The sequence below is a fragment of the Mucilaginibacter sp. dw_454 genome (assembly GCF_018449775.1).
GTDB lineage: Bacteria > Bacteroidota > Bacteroidia > Sphingobacteriales > Sphingobacteriaceae > Mucilaginibacter.
Genome location: NZ_JAAVVB010000001.1, coordinates 682853 through 703182 on the forward strand (window position 1 = coordinate 682853; position 20330 = coordinate 703182).

The window sequence follows — 20330 nt, forward strand, 5'->3', positions numbered from 1 at the left end:
AAGCGCATAGGCGCCGTAACAAGCAGGCATTTGAGGGACGGTTAAACTAATAGTAATCCGGCAGCCATGTTTTGTCAGGCTAGATGGGCCATTTGGTGAAACTCAATTAAACATACAGTTAAATTGAAACTGAAGTGCATTACAACACCATACCATAGTGTGTTTTCTTTAACCCGAACATAACCTAATAACAATGCAAAAGGAATTAACCAAATTATCGAGATAAGACTCATGTGCATTATTGAAAACAAAAAAGCGGATATGAAAATAGCCTGTTTATTTTCGGTTATAAAAAGTAATTTCTGAAGCAGGTATCCCCGGTAAGCCAGTTCTTCGAATAAGGCGGGCATTATGGCTACAAAAATCACCATAATTACTTTACCATAACTCAGATTTGAATAAAGCCAATAATAAGATAATTGCTTTGAAAAAAGGGTTTGATTTAACCACCCAATAGTGTAGCTTACAAATAATGACCCTGCAACAGCCAATATGATATAACTTAAAAGCCTGGTCACAGAAAAATTGCGCCAAGCTAAAATTGATTTATTGTTTTTCCAATCTAAACTAAAAAAGGCCACTGCAACTACAGCAAGCAGGGTGTCAAATAGTACAGACCATCCAAATGTTTTAAAAGCCGGTACAAATAAAGCAAGGCAACAAAGCGCTATATCGAACAAATAAAATAACGCAGCCTGTTTAATTGCAACCCACCTTTGGTTACCTAAAACAATATGTTCACGTACCTGGTCAGCGCCGCAATATTTACAAAACCTGCTGTCCGCGGCTAACACTTCATTGCAAGCGCTACAGTTTTTTTGATCTGCGATGCTATTTTCGATCGCAGGATTATTCAATATTCAGCTCTTTTTTAATCCGCTCTGCTTCAAGAGCAGATTTTATACCTTTTATAAAATAACCGATAAAAATTATTTTTATAAAAAGGCCTTTAGCAATAGTGGCAGGATCATTTATAGTATTTAGAATAATCACCAATATATATAATGAAAAGCCCGACACAATGCCCGCAAAAGGTTTCTTTTTACTCCAGATACCCAATCCCAGGTACACCGCAGCCAAAATAAAATTAACAATGAGCAAACTTATTTTTGTTGCCGGATCATCAGTAATAAAATAACTAAAAATGCCAAATAAGGCCGTAGCTCCCGCAATCCAATACAAAGTGTTGCTTGCCATTTTTACTTTTTTCAGGGATTCATTCAGGTCAATTTCGTGGTTATTGCGGGTAACTACGAAAGTTTGCTGATCCATTTCAGATCCTTTTAAAGGATATCCGCAGTTATCACAGAATGAGTCGTTAATATCAACGTTTTTTGAGCATACAGCGCAAACGTTTGGTGCAACAGTAATAGAAGGAGAGGCGTCCATAGCAATATCGGTTTTAGATAAGTAATAATAAATATTTTGATTGAAATCGGAAAAAGAATCTTTAATTTTATTAGATATCTTGGTTAATTAATTATCATCCCATGAAAAAAATATTATTTTTCGCTGTGCTTTGCATTCCGTTTCTAAGCAAGGCGCAGATCACCGAATACAAAGCGTCTAATGGAATAACCTACCATGTGGGCGATACCTTGAGGCTGGGTCATGGCACTAAATCCGATGGCTCATTTATGTATTTTGAAGATCATGGCATTATACCAAACCCACGATCGGTGCGTACTTTACCCAAACAGTTTGCCAACGGAGGTGCCGTTATTAAAAGCATGCGCAAAACAACGGTTAGCGGCATTGATAAGTATATGTTTAGCGTGAACGCGGGGGGACCGATGCGCTACACCGTTTTTATTGACGATGCTATTGACGCCTGCGAAGTAAAACCCTGCAAAAGCGACACTGCATCTCCCACAGGTGCCGGTTCGGTAGCCGACGAGATCAAAAAACTCAAAGCGCTGATGGATTCGGGTGCCATTACCAAAGCCGAATACGAAGCGCAGAAAAAGAAACTATTGGGCGAATGACACGATTGCAGGATTTTAAGATTATATAAGATTCTTAATATTATATAAAAAGCCCCATCAGCTTGGCTGATGGGGCTTTTATCTTTTCGGTATAATTGGAGAATCTGATTAATCTTAAATCCTGATAATCTTAACAATCCTTCAATCGTGTTTAATTCTTCAATCGTGTCACTCGCCGCGTTTTAAGCCGTATTTCTCAATTTTACTGTATAGGTGACTGCGTTGTATATCAATGTCATCTGCAGTTTTAGATACGTTCCAGTTGTTTTTTTCCAGTTTGAATTTAATGTATTCTCGCTCGGCAAAATCTTTATAATCCTGGAAGTTTTTAAACTGGTTAAAATCGGTTTGTGGGGCAGCAGCTTGTGCTTCTGCAGCAACCGGTGCAGATGGATTGGCAAATGCCTTTACATCCTCTTCGGTAATAGTCTTGTCGCTCAAAATAATTAAACGCTCCACCATGTTACGTAGTTCGCGGATATTACCCGTCCACGGCAGGGCTTTTAAGGCTTCCAGTGCACCTTCAGAGATCTTTTTAACCGGCATGCCGTAATCGCTGCAAATCTCCTCCAGAAAGCTTTGTGTAAGCAGACTAATATCGTCTCTACGCTCGGTTAATGAGGGCACATGGATCAGGATAACGCTCAGCCTGTGGTAAAGGTCCATCCGGAAGTTACCGGCTTCAATTTCTTTTAGCAGATCTTTGTTGGTTGCCGCTACTACGCGTACATCAACATCTATCTCTTTCTCGCCGCCTACGCGGGTTATCTTGTTTTCTTGTAAGGCACGTAATACTTTGGCCTGGGCAGAAAGGCTCATATCGCCAATCTCATCCATAAACAAAGTACCACCAGAAGCCGACTCGAATTTACCGATACGCTGCTTAATAGCTGAAGTAAACGAACCCTTTTCGTGGCCAAATAATTCACTCTCAATTAGTTCCGACGGGATAGCCGCACAGTTAACCTCTATAAGAGGAGCGTTAGCTCTATTCGATTTTTCGTGCAACCAACGGGCTACCAGTTCTTTACCACTACCATTGGCACCGGTAATGAGTACGCGGGCATCAGTAGGTGCTACGCGGTCTATAGTTTCTTTGATCTTGGCTACGCCGTTAGATTCGCCCAAAATAGGTCTAACTTTCGATACCTTGCGTTTCAGTACCTTGGTCTCAACCACCAAACTACCACGATCAAGCGCGTTACGAACGGTGATCAGTAGCCGGTTCAGATCGGGTGGTTTAGAAATAAAGTCGAAAGCGCCTTTCTTGCTGGCTTCAACCGCGGTCTCTACTGTGCCATGACCCGATATCATGATAAAAGGCAGATCGGGTTTGATAACCAAACCTTCGGTAAGCACCTCCATGCCGTCCATACGGCTCATTTTTATATCGCAAAGTACAAGATCGTAGTCGTTATTGGCGATCAGCTCTAAGCCGTCAATACCGTTGTCTACATCTTCAACTTCGTAGTCTTCATATTCCAATATTTCGCGCAGGGTATTACGGATAGCCCGCTCGTCGTCAATAATTAAAATTTTAGCCATTATAATGTTTAGATAGGATGCTTGTAATAACGTTAACTAATATAGGGTATTGTATAGGAAACTAAACACTTTTTAGTGCTACTTGTTTTGCTGATGATTGATTTTTTATCAATTGTGGAAAAGATGGGTTGGCGGGGATAGAAGATTAACGATTAGAGGTTGGAGATTATTGGTTAGGCGTGAGCAGGGGGGATGAAAATATAAGAATGCCGCTTACTATCTTGTGGTTGGGTTAATTTTTTTCTGACTTAAATTGCTGTTATCGGCATAGGCCTGGTCTGATCTTCGCCAGCGTTCAGTAAAAGCGGTGCCGTTTTGAACAGTGAAACTGAATGTGAGCCATTTTTTATCATCACTAAAATGGTAGTGGATAATAACGTCTTTGTCTTTGAATACGAAGCTCATCCCTTCTTTAACGTATAAGGCTCTTTCTGTATAATAGTCGTCGTTATTTACCTGGTATTTTCCGCTGTGCGAGGTGAAGGTTTTGCCGGCTTGCGTTTGCAGGTTGGCAAAAGTGTGGTCGGCGTTAAAGATCTTGGTGTAACGGGTAGGCGGCTCTTGCCGACCATAGTAGGCTGATTGATCAAGCTCCCAACTGCCGTAAAAAGCTTTCTCGTTAGTTTGCGCAAATACGCCTGATGCACAAAAGTGGAAACATATGAGTAAAGCGGCAGCCTTTAGGATTACTTTCATAGGCGAGGTTAATTGGTTTAACAAATATATAAACAGCGAAGCCTAAAACAAAAAAACGCCCCTTCCTAAGAAGAGACGTTTTTTTACAGCAGCAAATCTGTAAGCCGGGTTCTGTTTCGTCCGCCCGAAGGCGAACGATTTCTATCATTAATCTGGTCCTGCTGTTGCCAACAGGCTTAAGCAACCTACCCATCCCGATGCCCCGATAAATCGGGACGGAAGCGAGCAGCTTCGCATTCGGGACCTATTTGGTTTTTCAACTCCTGAGGTTTACCGCAATCCCGGTCGCCCGGAAAAGCCGTGAGCTCTTACCTCACGTTTTCACCCTTACCCCGCAAGCGAGGCGGTATATTCTCTGTGGCACTTGCTGTCGCCGGCTGCCGGCGCCTTCCCGTTAGGAAGCAGGATGCTCTGCGTTGCCCGGACTTTCCTCCGCCCCAACAAAAGCCGGGGCAGCGATAGAACGTTTTGCAGGAGTAAAGGTAAGGTTTTAGACGGGAAGTTACTCAATTGTTGTCATTGCGAGCGTAGCGTGGCAATCGCAAGGAGAAAAGGAACGCGTGCGATTGCCACGCTACGCTCGCAATGACAGATGGTCTATTTACACTCGGCCAAATCAGCCTCGACCTTTTGCGAGGTAATCAAGCCCTGATTATTACCAAAAGAGTTGGCTACATAAGTCAACACTTCTGCAATTTCAATGGGAGCGAGGTCGGTGAGCGGCATATCGTTATCGTATGATCTTTTGTCGACGATAAGTATCTTGTCTTTCAATCCATACTTGATAAAGCAGGCTAGCGAAGTTTTATTTTTCCTCAGAAAAGCGGTGTCCGTTAGTGGAGGCATCAGTGCCGATAGGCCCAGCCCGTCGTTACCATGGCAGTTTTGGCAATGCGACTGGTAAACCAGGCTGCCTGTGGTGTAATAGCGTTTAAAAGTAATGTCGTCTTCGTTCTGGCACGAGTAAATGAGTATGGCCAGCAGCACACATAAAACGCTTATTACCTTGATTTTCATTTCTGGCCGGACTCCGCTTTTAGTGTTTTAATGTCGGCAATAAGGTGAGTTACCTGATCAGGCACGGTGCCATCATAGGTACCGCGGATGCGTTTTTGCTTGTCAATCAAAATAAAATAACCATCGTGAATAAACATTTGCTTGGCGTCCTCTTCGGGCTTGCGCACCAGGTAGCTTTCTGACAATTTGTAGATCTCTTCTTTTTTGCCTTGCAAAAACCACCAGGTATTGCCCGCAACGCCTAATTTATCCGCATATTTTTTTAATACATTAACACTGTCATGTTTGGGGTCGATGGTATAAGAAATGATTTTTACGTCCTTGTCGTTTTTATAAGCGTTATATACATCCAGCATATTCTTGGCCATTACAGGGCAGATAGAGGGGCAGGTGGTAAAGAAAAAGTCGGCCACATAGATCTGACCTTTCAGGTTTTTACTACTGATGCTGTCGCCATATTGGTTAACAGTTTTAAAATCGGGAATGGTTTGATATAAGGTATCTGTTGTGGTTTTACCAGCTACTGTGTTTGTTACCGGGGTACGATTGCCATAAATGGGCAAAGTGGTATTTTGCGCAGCGTTAAACTTACAGGCGCTTGCTAAAAATAACAGGGCCGCTGCACCAATCAATATCTTCATGTTATTTCTTTAGATGTTTCAAATATTCGCTTGATTCTTTTACTGACGAGTTGATCATAGAATCAACAGCATGGATACGGATCTTTTGTGCGGTCAAATAGTTCATCATATAATCGTGCGATTTACCTTTCTGCTCCGGATCAAACTTCTGCATAAAATCTTCCATCTGGCCGTCGGCATTATTAAGCTTGCTAATTAGAAGGCTAATCTTGGTTTTGGCGGTGTCATCGGCGGTTTTAAGCAAGGTATCCAGCTTCATTTTGTCGTGCATTAACTGGTCGCTATGCGCCATTACGGTGTCATGTATTTTAATCACATCGTTCAAAACAGTTTTCTCGTCGTTCTTTGAATCATTACAGGCGGCAAATGCTATAGCAGCAAATGCTAACAGAAATATCTTCTTCATAAAGTGTTTGGTTATGATGCCTGCAAAATTACATTAAACAGGCTGTTTTGTGTAATCCGTAGGTTAAATTATTGGCGGATGTAAAATATATAATCAATAAGCGGTAAAGTTTCCATACCTGCATATTTTAACTGCTGACCAATCTGTGCTCTATGATGCGTGCCATGATTAATAACCTGGGTTACAACTTCTGTAATAGTATTGGTAAATGGGGCACCGTTAGATGTTTGGTAAGTGATAGCCCGATTCATATCTTCTTCAGTCAAACCATTTAAAAACGCCACCCATTCCCGATTGTTTGCCGCTATTAATTCTTCAAACCGCACGGTTTCGGTTTTTGGGAAGATGATCACATCGGCATCGCTTTCATTCTTACAACGCCTTAACCAGCGTTGTTGGGCAGCCAGTAAATGGCCAAGCAGTTGTACGGGTTTTTCGGGATTGTTAAGTCCGCGTATTGCGGTTAACATTTCTTGATTGGCATATAAATCATAGCCAAACATTCTCAAAAAATAGTCTTTCATTATAACTCAATATATCCCCGGAATTAAACGGGCGGTATTTTTTTTATAGTCGATGTATTGCTGGCCAAATTCGGCTGTCAGTGCTTTTTCTTCTACATTGATACGGTAACTTAGTGCCAGAAAATTCGGTATAATCATTACTGCATAGCCCACAATATTATGCTCGCAAATAGCAATGCTCCAAATAATGAGCAATAGCCCCAGGTAACTGGGATGGCGTACCAGCTTGTATAATCCATCTGTTTTTAATTGATGACTGCTGGTAATAGCAACATCAACCGTGAACATTTTTCCTAATTGTAAAATAGCCGTCCAGCGGATGATGAAACCTATCATCGCCACAGCAACGCCTATATCCATTGCCAGGTTGGTACGATTTAATTGACCTATGCCGGCTATGACGGCATAACTACTTATGGTAATACTTCCTGTAATTATTACCCACAGCGTAATTAATGAGCTTTTGTCGGATTGGCTTTTAGTGCCGCTTTTCTTTGATCGTTTGGCGATGAGTAATAATATTTCTGAAATGCCAAATACTTGGGCAATGGTGTAATAGGATAGGTGCATAGCTGCTTGATAAACAGGGCTAATTTAAACAATATTTGTACTTGGCGGTTATTGTATTAGTTAACAATAAGATAATGTTAGCGATATGCTAAACACACACTACCTGGCTACCTTAGTATCAAACAAAAGCAAATAATTATGAAATTCATCGGCAATTTATTCAACAGCTTGCGTGAGTGGATCATACTTAAAAGTATCGGATCGTCATTCATTCATTAATTTATTTTCGCTATAGTTTCTTTTATACAATTTTAATATACAATTTGGGCGTCGCGTAGCTCAATTTAATGGAATCTAATACTCAGAATACACCGCTAAGTAAACAGCTTTTCGGCGAGGATTTTATATGGGGGGTGTCAACTGCCGCCGTGCAGATTGAAGGTGCATTTGATGTCGACGGGAAAGGTGAATCCATCTGGGACGTTTTTGCTACCAAAAAAGGCAAGATCTTACACGGTCACCATCATTACACAGCAACCGATTTTTACAATCGTTATCAAACCGATATCGATCTCATCAAACAATTAAATATTCCAAATTTCAGGTTCTCGATAGCATGGTCGCGCATATTGCCCGATGGTACCGGCAAGGTTAACCAGGCGGGTATCAACTATTATCGTAAAGTAATTCAATACTGCCTGGATAATGGTATCGAACCATGGATCACCCTATATCACTGGGATATCCCGCACGTGCTCGAGGCGAAAGGCGGCTGGACAAACCGTGATGTGGTTGACTGGTTTAGCGAATACGTTGCTGTTTGTGCCGACGCCTTTGGCGACCTGGTAAAACATTGGATGGTGATGAACGAACCAGCTGTTTTTACCGGCGCAGGCTATTTTTTGGGGATACACGCCCCGGGGCGCAAAGGTATACGGAATTTTTTACCGGCTATACATCATGCTGTTTTGTGCATGGCAGAGGGTGGCCGTATTTTAAGAAAAATGTTGCCAAAGGTGGAAATAGGCACCACGTTTTCATGCTCATATGTAGAGCCTTATAGTAATAAACCTAAAGATGTTGCTGCTGCATTGAGGGTAGATACTTTACTTAACCGCATGTATATTGAACCGATATTAGGTTTAGGGTATCCTGCGGATGACCTGCCGGTGCTAAAAGGAATGGAGAAGCATATTTTGCCGGGCGATATGGAGAAAGTTAAATTTGATTTTGACTTTATCGGCATACAAAACTATACCCGCGAAATCGTAAAGCACTCCTTCTTTACGCCGTACATCCACGCCAGCCTGGTTAAGGCCGAGCGTCGGAATGTGCCCATAACTGCTATGAAGTGGGAGGTTTACCCCGAATCCATTTACCACATTCTAAAAAAGTACGATCAATATCCGCAGATAAAAAAAATATACCTAACGGAAAGCGGTGCCGCTTTTAAAGACGAAGTAGTTGAAAACCGGGTGAACGACCCTAAACGTACCGAATACCTGCAACAGTTTTTACAACAGGTGCTTAAAGCTAAAAACGAAGGCAGTAAGGTTAATGGTTATTTTATCTGGACGCTTACAGATAATTTTGAGTGGGCCGAGGGTTATAATCCTCGCTTTGGTATTATCTACGTGAATTTTGAAACGCAGGAGCGTATTGTAAAAGCCTCAGGCTTGTGGTACGCTAACTTGCTGCGGTGATTCTGATTGAGCATCTCTGTCGGGCAAAGGCAAACTGATGTAGAATACAGTGCCCCGATTGCTACTTTCAAACCAGATCTTTCCATGCGATTTTTCGATGATCTGTTTACAGATAGATAACCCTAATCCAAAAGATTTTTCGCCCAAAGTTCCCGGGCGCTGAGCCGTAGTGAACATGTTAAACACCTGATCCTTCAATTGGTCGGGGATGCCTATGCCATTATCCAGCACAGAAATAATTACCTGGTTGTTTTCTGTGGCAATCTTTACAAAAATGGGCGCGCCGGTTGGGCTAAACTTAACTGCATTACTAATCAGGTTATTAATTACGCGCCAGATCTTTTCGCGGCTGATCATTAATTGCTGAGGGGTATGCAAAGGCTCAAAGAATATCTTCTGTGCTTTCTCTGCTGCCTTGAAACGCAACAATTCCACGCAGGTATTCACCAATGCGTTAATCTCTACCAGCTCCGGATTTATTTCTATCGAGGTGATGTTAGTGGCCTCCAGAATCTCGTTGATCAGCTCCAGCGAGTTATGTGAAGTTTCTTTTACCAGTTTGATCAGATCTTTTTGCTCTTCGTTATAACCTTCATCAACCATTAAATCGGTGAGAGACGCTATGCCACCAATTGGATTCCTCAAATCGTGTGCAACTGTGCGTAGTATTCTGTCTTTTTCCTGGTCGCTTAATTTTAGCTCGCTTAGCGCCTTGCCTAATTCTATGTTTTGCTCGTTGATTTGCTGATTAAGCGTCTTTACGGTTTGTACATCGCTTTTTGATCTTCGCCAGTTACGGTATACCAATAGAATAATGACAAGCGCCATCGCCGCGAAAATCAAAATCACTACCAGTAAAATGCGTTGTATCTTGTTATTGTTACTTAACTCGTCTATTTGTTGCTGTTTTTCGTACGTGTCAAATTGTTTATCAATCTCGCTTTCTTTAAGTTGGTTAAAACGGGCGATGTTCGAGTCTTTTACGGTATTATAATCCTGCATAAAGGCAACGGTCCTGGACAGGTCCTTTTTACGCAAATAATAGTGACCCATCAATCTGTTCCAATCAGCTTCCACATCCGGGTTCTTAGTCGTTTTTAACTGTTCGCCAATATCGGTTAACAAAGCAAATAGTTCAGCATCGCGATGATGGTCGTCATAAATCTGAGCCAGTTTAATTTCGCTTAACTCCGCATCGGCATTGTCGTAATCTTTTTGCAGATTAATTTTGATACTCTTCTTTAGCAAACCGATGGCTTGTTCATCATCTTTTTTTAGGATATAGATCTCGGCTTTATTACCATAAACAACACCTTGTGCTATCTCCATCATTTTTAGCCGGTCCTTAAATTGCGGCCCATATTTATTGATGAAGCTCAATGATTGATCGAAATAGACAATTGCGCTATCCAGCATGTTGCTGTGCTTATAGCTCAGCGCTATGTTATCTAATAGCTCTTGTACATGGTAATAGTTTACAAAATCTGTCGGTACGATATTGTAATAAATATAGCTTCTCAAAAAATATTCTTTGGCCAGTTTGTAATTAGCCATTTTGTAGGTAATCATGCCCATACGGTACATGTACTCTGATAATGCTGTATGGTTTAAGCTGTTCTTACCAACCAAATAACCTTGAAACAAGTGCTGATAAGCGGTGCTGTATTGCCCTAAATTGAAATAAGTATCGCCCAAAGCCATTTGAGCGTCTATAAATAAATGTTGGTATTGCTGTGGGTTATTAATGCTTTCATTAGCTATGCTTAACATAGTATCCGCATAAAGTAATGCTCTCTTATGATCACCTAAAGCTCGATGAAAATAGAAATAACGATATCCATAGGAAGCATACCTGTCCTCAAGCGTTAGATCTTTGGAGTGTTTGACAAAGTATTCCATTTCATGCATACCCTGATTTACACGGTTAGTACCAAAAAGCGTATCTATATGTGCACGTAGCCGCAAAAATTCATCCGAATTACCTACCCGGTTGTTTTTCTTTTTGCAGGAAAAGGTTGCCAATAAAATACAGCTCAATAACAATAGGTTATGAGCATACCACAGGATCGAATGGTTTTTACGGCAGATCAATACTTTCATCAAAAAAGTTATCACAAATATAGCACTCAAGGCGGTATTAGAGCCATTGGGAGTGCATTTTTGTCACTATTTGAAAGCCTCTTCTCCGGTAATATCCAGCCCTGTTATCAACAGGTGAATATCGTGAGTGCCTTCATACGTAATTACCGATTCAAGATTTGCCATATGTCGCATTATAGGGTATTCTCCGGAAATGCCCATGCCACCCAATATCTGTCTGGCTTCGCGTGCAATGTTTAACGCCATTTCAACGCTATTACGTTTAGCCATAGATATTTGAGCAGGGGTAGCCCGGTTGTCATTCTTTAATGTACCCAGTCGCCATACCAATAGTTGCGCCTTAGTGATCTCTGTGATCATTTCGGCCAGTTTTTTTTGCTGTAGCTGAAAGGCGGCTATGGGCTTACCAAACTGTTTGCGTTCTTTAGCGTAACGCAGGGCGGTATCATAACAATCCATTGCGGCGCCAATGGCTCCCCAGGCTATGCCGTAACGGGCTTGGTTTAAACATCCCAGCGGCCCTTTCAGTCCGGAGACATTTGGTAACAAGTTTTCCTTTGGGACTTTTACATTATCAAACACCAACTCGCCCGTTGCAGATGCGCGTAATGACCATTTATTATGTGTCTCAGGCGTAGAAAAACCTTCAGCCCCGCGCTCTACAATCAGTCCTTGTATTTTGCCTAGTTCATTTTTAGCCCATACAATGGCAATATCTGCGAAAGGCGCGTTCGAGATCCACATTTTTGCGCCATTAAGCAGGTAATAGTCGCCGGCATCTATAAAATTAGTAGTCATACCGCCGGGGTCAGAACCATGGTCAGGCTCCGTCAAACCAAAGCAACCCATTAATTCTCCGCCGGCTAGCTTGGGCAGGTATTTATTTTTCTGTTCTTCAGACCCGTAGGCATAAATAGGGTACATTACCAATGATCCCTGCACAGACGCAGTTGAACGGATACCCGAATCGCCACGCTCAATTTCCTGCATGATCAGGCCGTACGAAATATAGTCCAGGCCCAATCCGCCGTATTGCACAGGTATAGTGGGGCCAAAGGCCCCAATCTCTGCCAATCCTTTTAATAACTGTTTCGGAAATTCCGCGCGTTGGGCGTAATCCTCAATGATGGGCGATACCTCTTTTTTTACCCAATCGCGTACGGATTGGCGTATCAGTTTATGTTCGTCGGTAAGTAGTTCATCCAGCAGGTAATAGTCCGGCGATTCGAAAAGATCGGTTTTTGCCATGATCGGTTGGTTTATAAACAAATATAGGCTATCGCACGTTTAGCTAACAAATTGACAGCGGTATTTACTAAAATACTATTTTTGGACATGATTGTAGCATTACATGGCGTGGAGTTTTTTGCTTATCACGGCTTTTATCCCGAAGAACAAAAATTAGGAAGCCATTTTATAGTTGATATCGAGGTAGCGTTTACGCCAACCGGCGACATTAACGAAGATAACCTGGATAACACCGTAAATTATGAACAGCTTTATGAAATTGCCTGCGATGAAATGAAGCGCACCAAAAAGCTAATTGAAACCGTAGCTCAAGACATTATGGACAATATTATAAATCAATACAATTTTGTTGATACGGTTAAACTAACCATCTATAAATTGAATCCATTGGTAGGCGCTAAAACAGGGTCGTCAAGTGTTACGCTTAACTACAGTAAGTAAAAGGTTATGATCTACAATAAAATAACCGAAGATATTTTAACCGATATAAAGCAAATTATTGGTGATGAATGGGTTATTTCGGATAGAGCCGGCATGGAAAAATATAGCCATGACGAAACGGAGGATCTGCGCTACTATCCGGAAGTTGTTGTTAAGCCAGGAAACACTGCAGAAATATCAACACTATTGAAACTTTGTAACCGGCATTTAATACCGGTTACGCCCCGTGGTGCTGGCACCGGCTTAAGCGGCGGCGCACTGCCTGTTATGGGCGGTATTGTTTTGGCTATGGAGCGGTTTAACCAGGTACTGGATATAGATGAACAAAATTTGCAGGCCACAGTAGAACCCGGCGTAATAACCGAGGAGTTTATGAATCAGGCGGCTGCAAAAGGATTATTGTATCCAATTGATCCTGCTAGTAAGGGGAGCTGTTTTATTGGCGGCAACATAGCGCATGGGTCGGGCGGGCCAAGGGTGGTTAAGTATGGCACTATACGCGAGTATGTGTTAAACCTGGAAGTCGTTTTGCCATCGGGCGATATTATCTGGACCGGTGCCAATACCTTAAAATATGCATCAGGATATAACCTTACGCAACTGATGATAGGTTCTGAAGGAACATTAGGTGTAGTTACCAAGATTGTGGTAAAACTCATTCCGGCGCCTACTGTAGACGCCTTGATGATGGCATCGTTTAACTCAAACCAGGAAGCATGTGAAGCGGTTTCCGCGGTTTTTAGAGCGGGGGTTATCCCATCAACCCTTGAATTTATGGAACGCAAGGGCGTACAGTGGGTAATTGATAAAGACGGGCTGACCTTTGATATGAAGCCCGAAGATGCGGCATTTTTGCTGATAGAGGTAGATGGCACTAATCCTGATGTGATATTTGACGATTGTGAAAAGATCAATGCTGTTTTAGAAGCACATGGTTGCACCAATGTTCTGTTTGCCGATACAGCCACGCAAAAAGAAGAATTATGGCGCATACGCCGTACAATGGGTGTTTCGGTAAAAGCAAACTCTGTTTATAAAGAAGAGGATACAGTAGTGCCACGCGCAGCGCTGCCACAGTTGATTAAAGGTATCAAAGAAATAGGAGATAGGTATGGTTTTGAATCGGTTTGTTATGGTCACGCAGGCGACGGTAACCTGCACGTAAATATAGTGAAAGCCAATATGAGCGATGTGGATTGGAATACTAAACTAAACGACGGTATCACCGAATTATTTGAGTTGACGGTTGCTTTGGGTGGCACGTTATCCGGAGAACATGGAATTGGTTTTGTACAAAAGGATTTTATGCCGATAAAATATTCGCCGGTACATTTTGAGTTGTGGCGAGGTATTAAGCAGGTATTTGATAAAAACTATATTTTAAACCCGGCCAAGATATTTAACCGCTAAGTTAACGGCCCTTTATGTAGTATTTGCCTTTACAAGTATAACAACGGTATCTTTTTAATGGTACCCAAAAAAGAAAAGATTTAACAAACCAGCCTCTAGGCACGCGGTCGTCCATTGTTTTTCGACATTTGGGACACGTGGGATAGTTTTTGCCGCTATCGCTTTTAGCGGAATTGGTGGTGGTGATCATACAAGGTAAGGGGGTGTATTGTATTGACTTAGCATTATTTATGATATCAAATATAACCGATTATATTACATCAGGAGTTAAATTAATATTATATTTTTCGTTGCAGTAAAAACTTGTGTAACTGTGAGTTGTTATCCATAGAGCTTGTAAATAATATTTTACTGCGTTATCACAGCAGCCAATTCAATAAATAGTACATAAATAATCAGTATATTTTTACTTTTAACTTTCTGGCAGGAAGTTTTTGATTTACTGCCGGGCCGGTAATGCTTAATTATGATCAAACAATTACCCGAGAGCGGTTTTAAGGATATATTTTACAACAGCGAAGCTACAATGCTTATTATTGACGTTGATAAGCCGCATTATACCATTATCGACGTAAATAACGCTTATCTTAAAGCCACTAATAGTACACGCGAAAGTTTGGTCGGCACATCTGTATTCGGCGCGTTTCCGGCTAATCCCAGCGACGAGGACTCGAAAAACATAGAACGCACGATAGTTTCGTTCGACACAGCTATCAATACTAAAAAACCTCACACCCTTAATAATTACCGTTACGATATCCCGGTTTCAGGCACAGATCAATTTGAAGAACGCTGGTGGACAACCACCAATACCCCTGTGCTGGACAACGATGGGAACGTAAGCTATCTTATCCATTCGCCCATTAACGTTACCGAATTACATAAGGTTACAGAGCGCGAGCAAAAGAGCCAGGAGGCTCTTAAAGTACAGCAACAACAATTATTTGATACGTTTATGCAGGCACCTGTTGGCATTGCCATATTAAAGGGCAGCAATTTTGTTGTTGATCTGATCAATCCTTCGTTGTGTGAATTATACGGCCAAACACCCAACGAAATGATGGGTAAGCCGGTGTTTGATTGTATTCCGTTTGCAAAAGGCCAGGGTTTTGAAGAACTGCTTAGCAGTGTGTCGATAACGGGGGTGGCTGTTAAAGGCGATGGCGCCGCGGTATTACTGATGCGTAATGCCGTTTTAGAAACAGTATACGTAAACTTTGTTTATGAGCCCTTTCGCGAACAGGATGGCAATATCAGCGGTGTAATTGTAATAGCAACCGAGGTTACTGAAATGTTTAAAGGCAGGAAATTAATTGAGGAAGCCGAAGAACGCGCTCGTTTAGCTGTTGATGCGATGAGCCTGGGTACCTATGACCTTGATTTGACAACCGGCGAGATCATAACATCAGTAAGAGGCGCTAATATCCTGGGTTTTGAAAAGCCGGCATCGCGCGAAGAATATCTTGCCGCGTTTCACCCCGATGATTTTATATTAAGAAATAAAGCGCAGGAGGTAGCGTTAAAAACCGGCCATCTGATATACGAAGTACGGGTGATCTGGCCCGATAAATCAGTTCATTGGATAAGGCTTGAAGGTAAAGTATCCTACGCTAATGATGGGCTTGCTACCCGCATCATAGGGACGTTATTAGATATTACCGAACAGCGTAAAGCCATGGAGGAACAGCGCAAATTAATCACGTTAGTTGATAACAGCGTTGACCTCATGTCTATTTTAAATCTGGATGGTATTAACTCCTATATCAATAAGGCCGGCATGAATATGTTGGGCTTTGACGATGCTGCGCATGTCTCGAGGGTGCCGATATCAGAATTGCATGATCCGGCGCATTTTGCCCAGGTTGAGCGCGAAGTTTTGCCAAGGGTTATGAATAAGGGCAGATGGGAGGGAACCATGTTGGTACGTCATTTAAAATCTGGCGAGATATTTCCGGTATATAATAGTTGTATTCGTATAGATGATCCTGTTTCTGGCGTGCCCATAGCTATCGGCGCCGTAATGCGGGATCTACGCCCGGAAATTGCTGCCAAACAAGCACTGGCAGATAGCGAGCAACTGTTACGAAACATTACCAGTGCTGCACCAACCACATTATGGATGTCTGACAAAGCCGGTTCCGTTACCTATGTTAATCAAACCTGGGTAGACTGGACAGGCCGCGAATATGCCAAACACCTTGGTAGTGGTTGGCTCAACTCCATCTATCACGCCGACAGGCAAAAGGTTGCACAAAAATTAACCGGCGATATTGTAGCGCACGGACTATTTGAAGTAGAATTCAGGCTAAATCATGCCGATGGAACTACACATTGGTGCATACTGACCGGCCAGCCGCAATATGATGCGCGAAATAATTTCTCGGGTTATATTGGCTCATGTGTTGATATAACAGATCAGAAACTATTACAGCAACAAAAGGATGATTTTATCGGCATAGCCAGTCATGAATTAAAAACGCCTGTAACAAGTATTAAAGCTTACACCCAGGTGTTAGAGAAAATGCTGTTAAAAAAAGGCGATTTAAAAGAAGCTGCCATGATTGGTCGTATGGATGCTCAAATAGATCGTTTAACCAGTTTAATTGGCGATTTATTGGACGTAACTAAAATTAATGCCGGCAAACTGCAATTTAATGATACCGAATTTGATTTTGTACCAATGGTGCAAGATTTAGTTGAGGACTTGCAGCGAACCACCGAAAAACATACTTTAATTGAGCGCCATGCTAAAATAGGTATGGTTTATGGCGATAAAGAACGCATTGGGCAGGTAATATCTAACTTAATTACAAATGCCATAAAATACTCGCCGCAGGCAGATCAAATTGTTATTAGCACCACGCTTAAAGGGGATGAGGTGCAGCTTTGTGTACAGGATTTTGGTATTGGAATAACGCAAGATAAGTTGAACAAGGTATTTGAACAGTTTTATCGTGTAAGCGGCGATATGCAGCATACTTTCCCGGGTTTAGGGCTTGGTCTTTATATATCCTCAGAAATCATTAAGCGAGAGGGTGGTAAGATATGGGTAAATAGCCAGGTAGGTAAGGGTTCAACCTTTTGTTTTGCCATACCGTTGCATGGTAAAATGCCATAGGCTATTTGTCTATCACCCCATTATTTTTATAAACCGCCCTAAAGCGGTTTTTTTATTTTATAGCGATATTAAAATATTATAATATCTGCGTTAATAATTATAATTTTAACACTGCCAATTATATAAGCATACCCCCAGGTAGAAATGCTATCTTATTTACGTAGAATTATTTCAGTAAAAAATATTTTTATTGTAACCATAGTTTATATGGCTTTGATATGCTTTTATCAAAAAAGCTACGGACAAAGTTTGGGCGATCCTATTGTGCATATAACTTTTGGGTCGGGAGTAAACCCCGCAGGCCCTGCACTTGCTGCCGACTCTGGTTCCACTACCTATCGATTCAGCAACGGCATCTCGCCAGAAGACGGCCTGTATGGCATATTTAATACAACGGCGGGTTTAAACCCCAACTGGCGGCTGACAACCGATCATACCGGCGACCCCAATGGCTATATGATGATTGTAAATGCCGATTATGACCCCGGATTATTTTATACGCGTAAAGTTGATGGTTTGTGCGGTAGTACCACTTATCAATTTGCTGCCTGGATAAAAAACATATTAGGCGGTACCGGCGGTATATTACCTAACGTAACATTTTCTATTGAGACAATGGACGGTACCCTCTTAGATAGCGCTTCAACCGGTAACATTGCAAACGATGGCCTATGGAAGCAGTACCTGTTTACCTTTACAACGCCAATGGCAAGCCAATCTATTGTTTTAAAAATGACCAACAATGCCCCGGGTGGCGGCGGGAATGATATGGCTATTGATGACATTACTTTTAGCCCATATGGTACGCCGATAGCCGTCGAGTCAAATCAACTTGCTAATAAAAGCTTTTGCGTTGGGTCACCGCAAATGGTCACCATTAACACCACTACGCCGTTGGATCATAATTTTGCGCAGAAACTGCAGCGTTTTGATAATGGCAAATGGATAGACCATTCTGCCGCCAGTACCACCACTTCTTTTAGTTTTTTAACGCCTGATACAGCCGGTGCATATTCATACCGGGTAGTAAAGAGCGATGCCGGTAATATCAATAGCTCGCAATGTGTTGTAGCCTCGAACAAGCTTGATATTACAGTTTACTCCTTGCCAATAGCTTCGTTTACAGTGGCAGATACCATTTGCCAGGGTGATACTTCGATTTTCAAGGACCGGTCTACGGCAGGAGGGGCTACTGGTATATCCTGGCAGTGGGATTTTGGCGATGGTCAAACGTCCGTAATACAAAATCCTCATTACCTGTTTACTACGGCGGGAGATCATATTGTTAAATTAACAGTAACCAACAGCAACGGCTGTTCCATTGATACTGTAAAAACCATACATGTTGTTCCGCAGGTTATTGCAGCATTTAATTATTCAAACCCCGATTGCGTCGATCAAACTATAACCTTTACAGACAATTCAACCAGTGCCGAGGCAAACATAATTAGTCGCCAATGGGACTTTGGGGATAGTACGTATAAAACTTTTACAAACAACTCACCTTTTCAGCATACCTACGATAAAACCGGTACTTTCCAGGTAAAGTTAACACTCAATACCGATAAAGGCTGTTCTGCTATCTTAACAAAAACTGTCGAAGTACATGCCGTACCCAAAGTTAATTTTATATTGCCCGAGGTGTGCCTGGCCGACTCGTATGCGCAGTTTACAGATAGCACCTTTGTAGCCGATAACATGCCAATGACTTATCTATGGGATTTTGGCGATAGTAACGCCAGCGTAGCTAATAATACATCAACAGCTCAAAACCCTAAACATATATATACAGAAGCAAAACAATATCAGGTTAAGCTAACAGTTACTTCGAGCGCGGGTTGTCAGCAAACGGTGATAAAACCGTTTACCGTTAATGGCTCAATACCCAAAGCAGTGTTTAATGTGTTAAACGCCACGTCGCTGTGTAGTAATCGCGCAGTTTATTTCGTTAACCAGTCAACGGTGGACTTTGGCAGTACAACCCGGGTAGTATGGGATTATGGCGATGGTTCAAAGAAGGATACCGATGAAAACCCTTATAAGGGTAAGTTGTACTATCATAAATATGCTGAGACACATTTACCTAATGCTGCAGAAAACCATACGGTAACCATGCTGGCTTACTCTGGTCAGAGTTGCGTATCTCCAACAGATACAATGATAACAATACTGGCAGTACCTACGCTAACGTTCAACGCCCCGGACTCTGTTTGTATAAATTTTGGTACGGTGCAGTTTGCTGCGCAGGAAGGTACCTCTATCAGCGGAACAGGTACGTATTACGGAACCGGGGTTAGCCCATCAGGTTTGTTTGATCCGGTAAAAGCAGGGATTGGTATTTTCGATATAAAATACATATATGAGGCAGGTACCGGTTGTGCAGATACGATAGTTCATAGAATTAAAGTAAACCCAATAGGGACAGTAGACGCCGGCCCCGATGTAACCATATTGGCGGGAGGAGCAACTACCCTGCATGCCACTGCAACCGGCGATAATATTACTTATCTGTGGTCGCCGGCTATTGGATTGAGTAGTACCACTATTCCAAACCCGGTAGTTAATGCAGAAAATGACATGACTTATACCTTAACCGTCACCAACAAATATGGCTGTTCTGTAACAGACCAGGTGAATGTTAAGGTGTTGCAAGCGCCCGTTGTCCCCAATACTTTTACGCCTAACGGCGATGGGATTAATGATACCTGGGCCATTAAATACCTGGAGACGTACGTTGGCGCCACAGTTGATGTGTTTAATCGTAATGGGCAAAAGGTATACACATCTGTTAATTACCCGGTAACAGGCTGGGACGGTAGTTTTAGGGGGCAGGGTTTACCGGTAGGGGTTTACTATTATATTATTGACCCTAAGCACGGCCGCAGGCCTATATCGGGCTACGTTACCATTGTTAGATAAAGACATTGCGGTACCAGCTACTAAAAGCGTTTAAATCCTGACGAAAAAGGCAGGAACTCGGCACTCC

Annotated in this window: 17 protein-coding genes and 1 other RNA gene; 6 read left to right on the forward strand and 12 right to left on the reverse strand. The window is 42.1% G+C overall.

Annotation, left to right across the window (positions count from 1 at the left end):
- Nucleotides 1-74 precede the first annotated feature (74 nt).
- Nucleotides 75-857: a CPBP family glutamic-type intramembrane protease gene (locus HB679_RS03085; protein WP_214070465.1), complete on the reverse strand. Its 783-nt coding sequence runs from the start codon at nucleotides 855-857 to the stop codon at nucleotides 75-77.
- Nucleotides 850-1389, reverse strand: a complete 540-nt coding sequence (locus tag HB679_RS03090) for a zinc ribbon domain-containing protein (RefSeq protein ID WP_214070466.1) — start codon at nucleotides 1387-1389, stop codon at nucleotides 850-852. The genes HB679_RS03085 and HB679_RS03090 overlap by 8 nt, the downstream gene beginning before the upstream one ends.
- Nucleotides 1390-1490: 101 nt before the next feature.
- Here HB679_RS03090 and HB679_RS03095 point away from each other — a divergent pair, with 101 nt between their 5' ends.
- Nucleotides 1491-1985, forward strand: a complete 495-nt coding sequence (locus HB679_RS03095; protein ID WP_214070467.1) for an SHOCT domain-containing protein — start codon at nucleotides 1491-1493, stop codon at nucleotides 1983-1985.
- A 168-nt stretch (nucleotides 1986-2153) separates the two neighbouring features.
- Here the strand turns inward: HB679_RS03095 and HB679_RS03100 are convergent, their stop codons facing one another.
- The 8 genes from HB679_RS03100 to HB679_RS03135 all read right to left on the reverse strand — a co-directional run bounded on the left by HB679_RS03100 (nucleotide 2154) and on the right by HB679_RS03135 (nucleotide 7384).
- Nucleotides 2154-3530, reverse strand: a complete 1377-nt coding sequence (locus HB679_RS03100; RefSeq protein WP_214070468.1) for a sigma-54 dependent transcriptional regulator — start codon at nucleotides 3528-3530, stop codon at nucleotides 2154-2156.
- Nucleotides 3531-3746: 216 nt separating this feature from the next.
- Entirely contained in the window at nucleotides 3747-4226 is a 480-nt protein-coding gene (locus HB679_RS03105) for a DUF4488 domain-containing protein (protein WP_214070469.1), read from the reverse strand.
- An 84-nt stretch (nucleotides 4227-4310) separates the two neighbouring features.
- Nucleotides 4311-4701: RNase P RNA component class A (gene rnpB / locus HB679_RS03110), an RNA gene on the reverse strand.
- A gap of 122 nt (nucleotides 4702-4823) precedes the next feature.
- Nucleotides 4824-5243: a cytochrome c gene (locus HB679_RS03115; RefSeq protein ID WP_214070470.1), complete on the reverse strand. Its 420-nt coding sequence runs from the start codon at nucleotides 5241-5243 to the stop codon at nucleotides 4824-4826.
- On the reverse strand, nucleotides 5240-5884 hold the full coding sequence (locus HB679_RS03120) for an SCO family protein (RefSeq protein WP_214070471.1): 645 nt from the start codon (nucleotides 5882-5884) through the stop codon (nucleotides 5240-5242). Before HB679_RS03120 ends, HB679_RS03115 begins: the two co-directional genes overlap by 4 nt.
- 1 nt (nucleotide 5885) lies before the next feature.
- Nucleotides 5886-6290 (reverse strand): hypothetical protein, encoded by a 405-nt coding sequence (locus tag HB679_RS03125; protein WP_214070472.1) that lies wholly within the window; start codon nucleotides 6288-6290, stop codon nucleotides 5886-5888.
- A gap of 68 nt (nucleotides 6291-6358) precedes the next feature.
- Nucleotides 6359-6814 carry a DinB family protein gene (locus tag HB679_RS03130; RefSeq protein ID WP_214070473.1) on the reverse strand — a complete coding sequence of 152 codons (456 nt, stop codon included), beginning with the start codon at nucleotides 6812-6814 and terminating at the stop codon, nucleotides 6359-6361.
- Nucleotides 6815-6820: 6 nt separating this feature from the next.
- On the reverse strand, nucleotides 6821-7384 hold the full coding sequence (locus HB679_RS03135) for an isoprenylcysteine carboxylmethyltransferase family protein (RefSeq protein WP_214070474.1): 564 nt from the start codon (nucleotides 7382-7384) through the stop codon (nucleotides 6821-6823).
- 287 nt (nucleotides 7385-7671) lie between these two features.
- Between HB679_RS03135 and HB679_RS03140 the strand changes: the two genes are divergently transcribed.
- Nucleotides 7672-9027, forward strand: a complete 1356-nt coding sequence (locus HB679_RS03140) for a GH1 family beta-glucosidase (protein WP_214070475.1) — start codon at nucleotides 7672-7674, stop codon at nucleotides 9025-9027.
- On the opposite strand, the gene HB679_RS03145 is transcribed toward HB679_RS03140, so the two are convergent.
- Nucleotides 8995-11157, reverse strand: a complete 2163-nt coding sequence (locus tag HB679_RS03145; protein WP_214070476.1) for an ATP-binding protein — start codon at nucleotides 11155-11157, stop codon at nucleotides 8995-8997. The two genes, HB679_RS03140 and HB679_RS03145, sit on opposite strands and share 33 nt — an antisense overlap.
- 36 nt (nucleotides 11158-11193) lie before the next feature.
- Nucleotides 11194-12375, reverse strand: coding sequence for an acyl-CoA dehydrogenase family protein (locus tag HB679_RS03150; RefSeq protein ID WP_214070477.1), 1182 nt, complete (start codon nucleotides 12373-12375; stop codon nucleotides 11194-11196).
- An 87-nt stretch (nucleotides 12376-12462) separates the two neighbouring features.
- On the opposite strand from HB679_RS03150, the gene folB reads away from it, so the two are divergent.
- The 4 genes from folB (at nucleotide 12463) to HB679_RS03170 (ending at nucleotide 20263) form a co-directional block, all read left to right on the forward strand.
- Complete coding sequence (folB, locus tag HB679_RS03155) at nucleotides 12463-12816, forward strand: dihydroneopterin aldolase (protein WP_214070478.1); 354 nt, start codon at nucleotides 12463-12465, stop codon at nucleotides 12814-12816.
- 6 nt (nucleotides 12817-12822) lie between these two features.
- A complete protein-coding gene (locus HB679_RS03160) occupies nucleotides 12823-14226 on the forward strand; it encodes an FAD-binding oxidoreductase (protein ID WP_214070479.1) in 1404 nt (467 codons plus the stop codon).
- Between the two features lie 466 nt (nucleotides 14227-14692).
- Entirely contained in the window at nucleotides 14693-17344 is a 2652-nt protein-coding gene (locus HB679_RS03165; protein WP_214070480.1) for a PAS domain-containing sensor histidine kinase, read from the forward strand.
- 207 nt (nucleotides 17345-17551) lie between these two features.
- Nucleotides 17552-20263, forward strand: coding sequence for a PKD domain-containing protein (locus HB679_RS03170; protein ID WP_214070481.1), 2712 nt, complete (start codon nucleotides 17552-17554; stop codon nucleotides 20261-20263).
- The last annotated feature ends 67 nt before the right edge of the window (nucleotides 20264-20330 follow it).

Bases quoted from the DNA above. Each gene is read 5' to 3' on its own strand.
- HB679_RS03090 (WP_214070466.1), bottom strand. From the start codon at position 1,389: ATGGACGCCTCTCCTTCTATTACTGTTGCACCAAACGTTTGCGCTGTA.
- HB679_RS03095 (WP_214070467.1), top strand. From the start codon at position 1,491: ATGAAAAAAATATTATTTTTCGCTGTGCTTTGCATTCCGTTTCTAAGC.
- HB679_RS03100 (WP_214070468.1), bottom strand. From the start codon at position 3,530: ATGGCTAAAATTTTAATTATTGACGACGAGCGGGCTATCCGTAATACC.
- HB679_RS03105 (WP_214070469.1), bottom strand. From the start codon at position 4,226: ATGAAAGTAATCCTAAAGGCTGCCGCTTTACTCATATGTTTCCACTTT.
- HB679_RS03115 (WP_214070470.1), bottom strand. From the start codon at position 5,243: ATGAAAATCAAGGTAATAAGCGTTTTATGTGTGCTGCTGGCCATACTC.
- HB679_RS03120 (WP_214070471.1), bottom strand. From the start codon at position 5,884: ATGAAGATATTGATTGGTGCAGCGGCCCTGTTATTTTTAGCAAGCGCC.
- HB679_RS03125 (WP_214070472.1), bottom strand. From the start codon at position 6,290: ATGAAGAAGATATTTCTGTTAGCATTTGCTGCTATAGCATTTGCCGCC.
- HB679_RS03130 (WP_214070473.1), bottom strand. From the start codon at position 6,814: ATGAAAGACTATTTTTTGAGAATGTTTGGCTATGATTTATATGCCAAT.
- HB679_RS03135 (WP_214070474.1), bottom strand. From the start codon at position 7,384: ATGCACCTATCCTATTACACCATTGCCCAAGTATTTGGCATTTCAGAA.
- HB679_RS03140 (WP_214070475.1), top strand. From the start codon at position 7,672: ATGGAATCTAATACTCAGAATACACCGCTAAGTAAACAGCTTTTCGGC.
- HB679_RS03150 (WP_214070477.1), bottom strand. From the start codon at position 12,375: ATGGCAAAAACCGATCTTTTCGAATCGCCGGACTATTACCTGCTGGAT.
- folB (WP_214070478.1), top strand. From the start codon at position 12,463: ATGATTGTAGCATTACATGGCGTGGAGTTTTTTGCTTATCACGGCTTT.
- HB679_RS03160 (WP_214070479.1), top strand. From the start codon at position 12,823: ATGATCTACAATAAAATAACCGAAGATATTTTAACCGATATAAAGCAA.
- HB679_RS03165 (WP_214070480.1), top strand. From the start codon at position 14,693: ATGATCAAACAATTACCCGAGAGCGGTTTTAAGGATATATTTTACAAC.
- HB679_RS03170 (WP_214070481.1), top strand. From the start codon at position 17,552: ATGGCTTTGATATGCTTTTATCAAAAAAGCTACGGACAAAGTTTGGGC.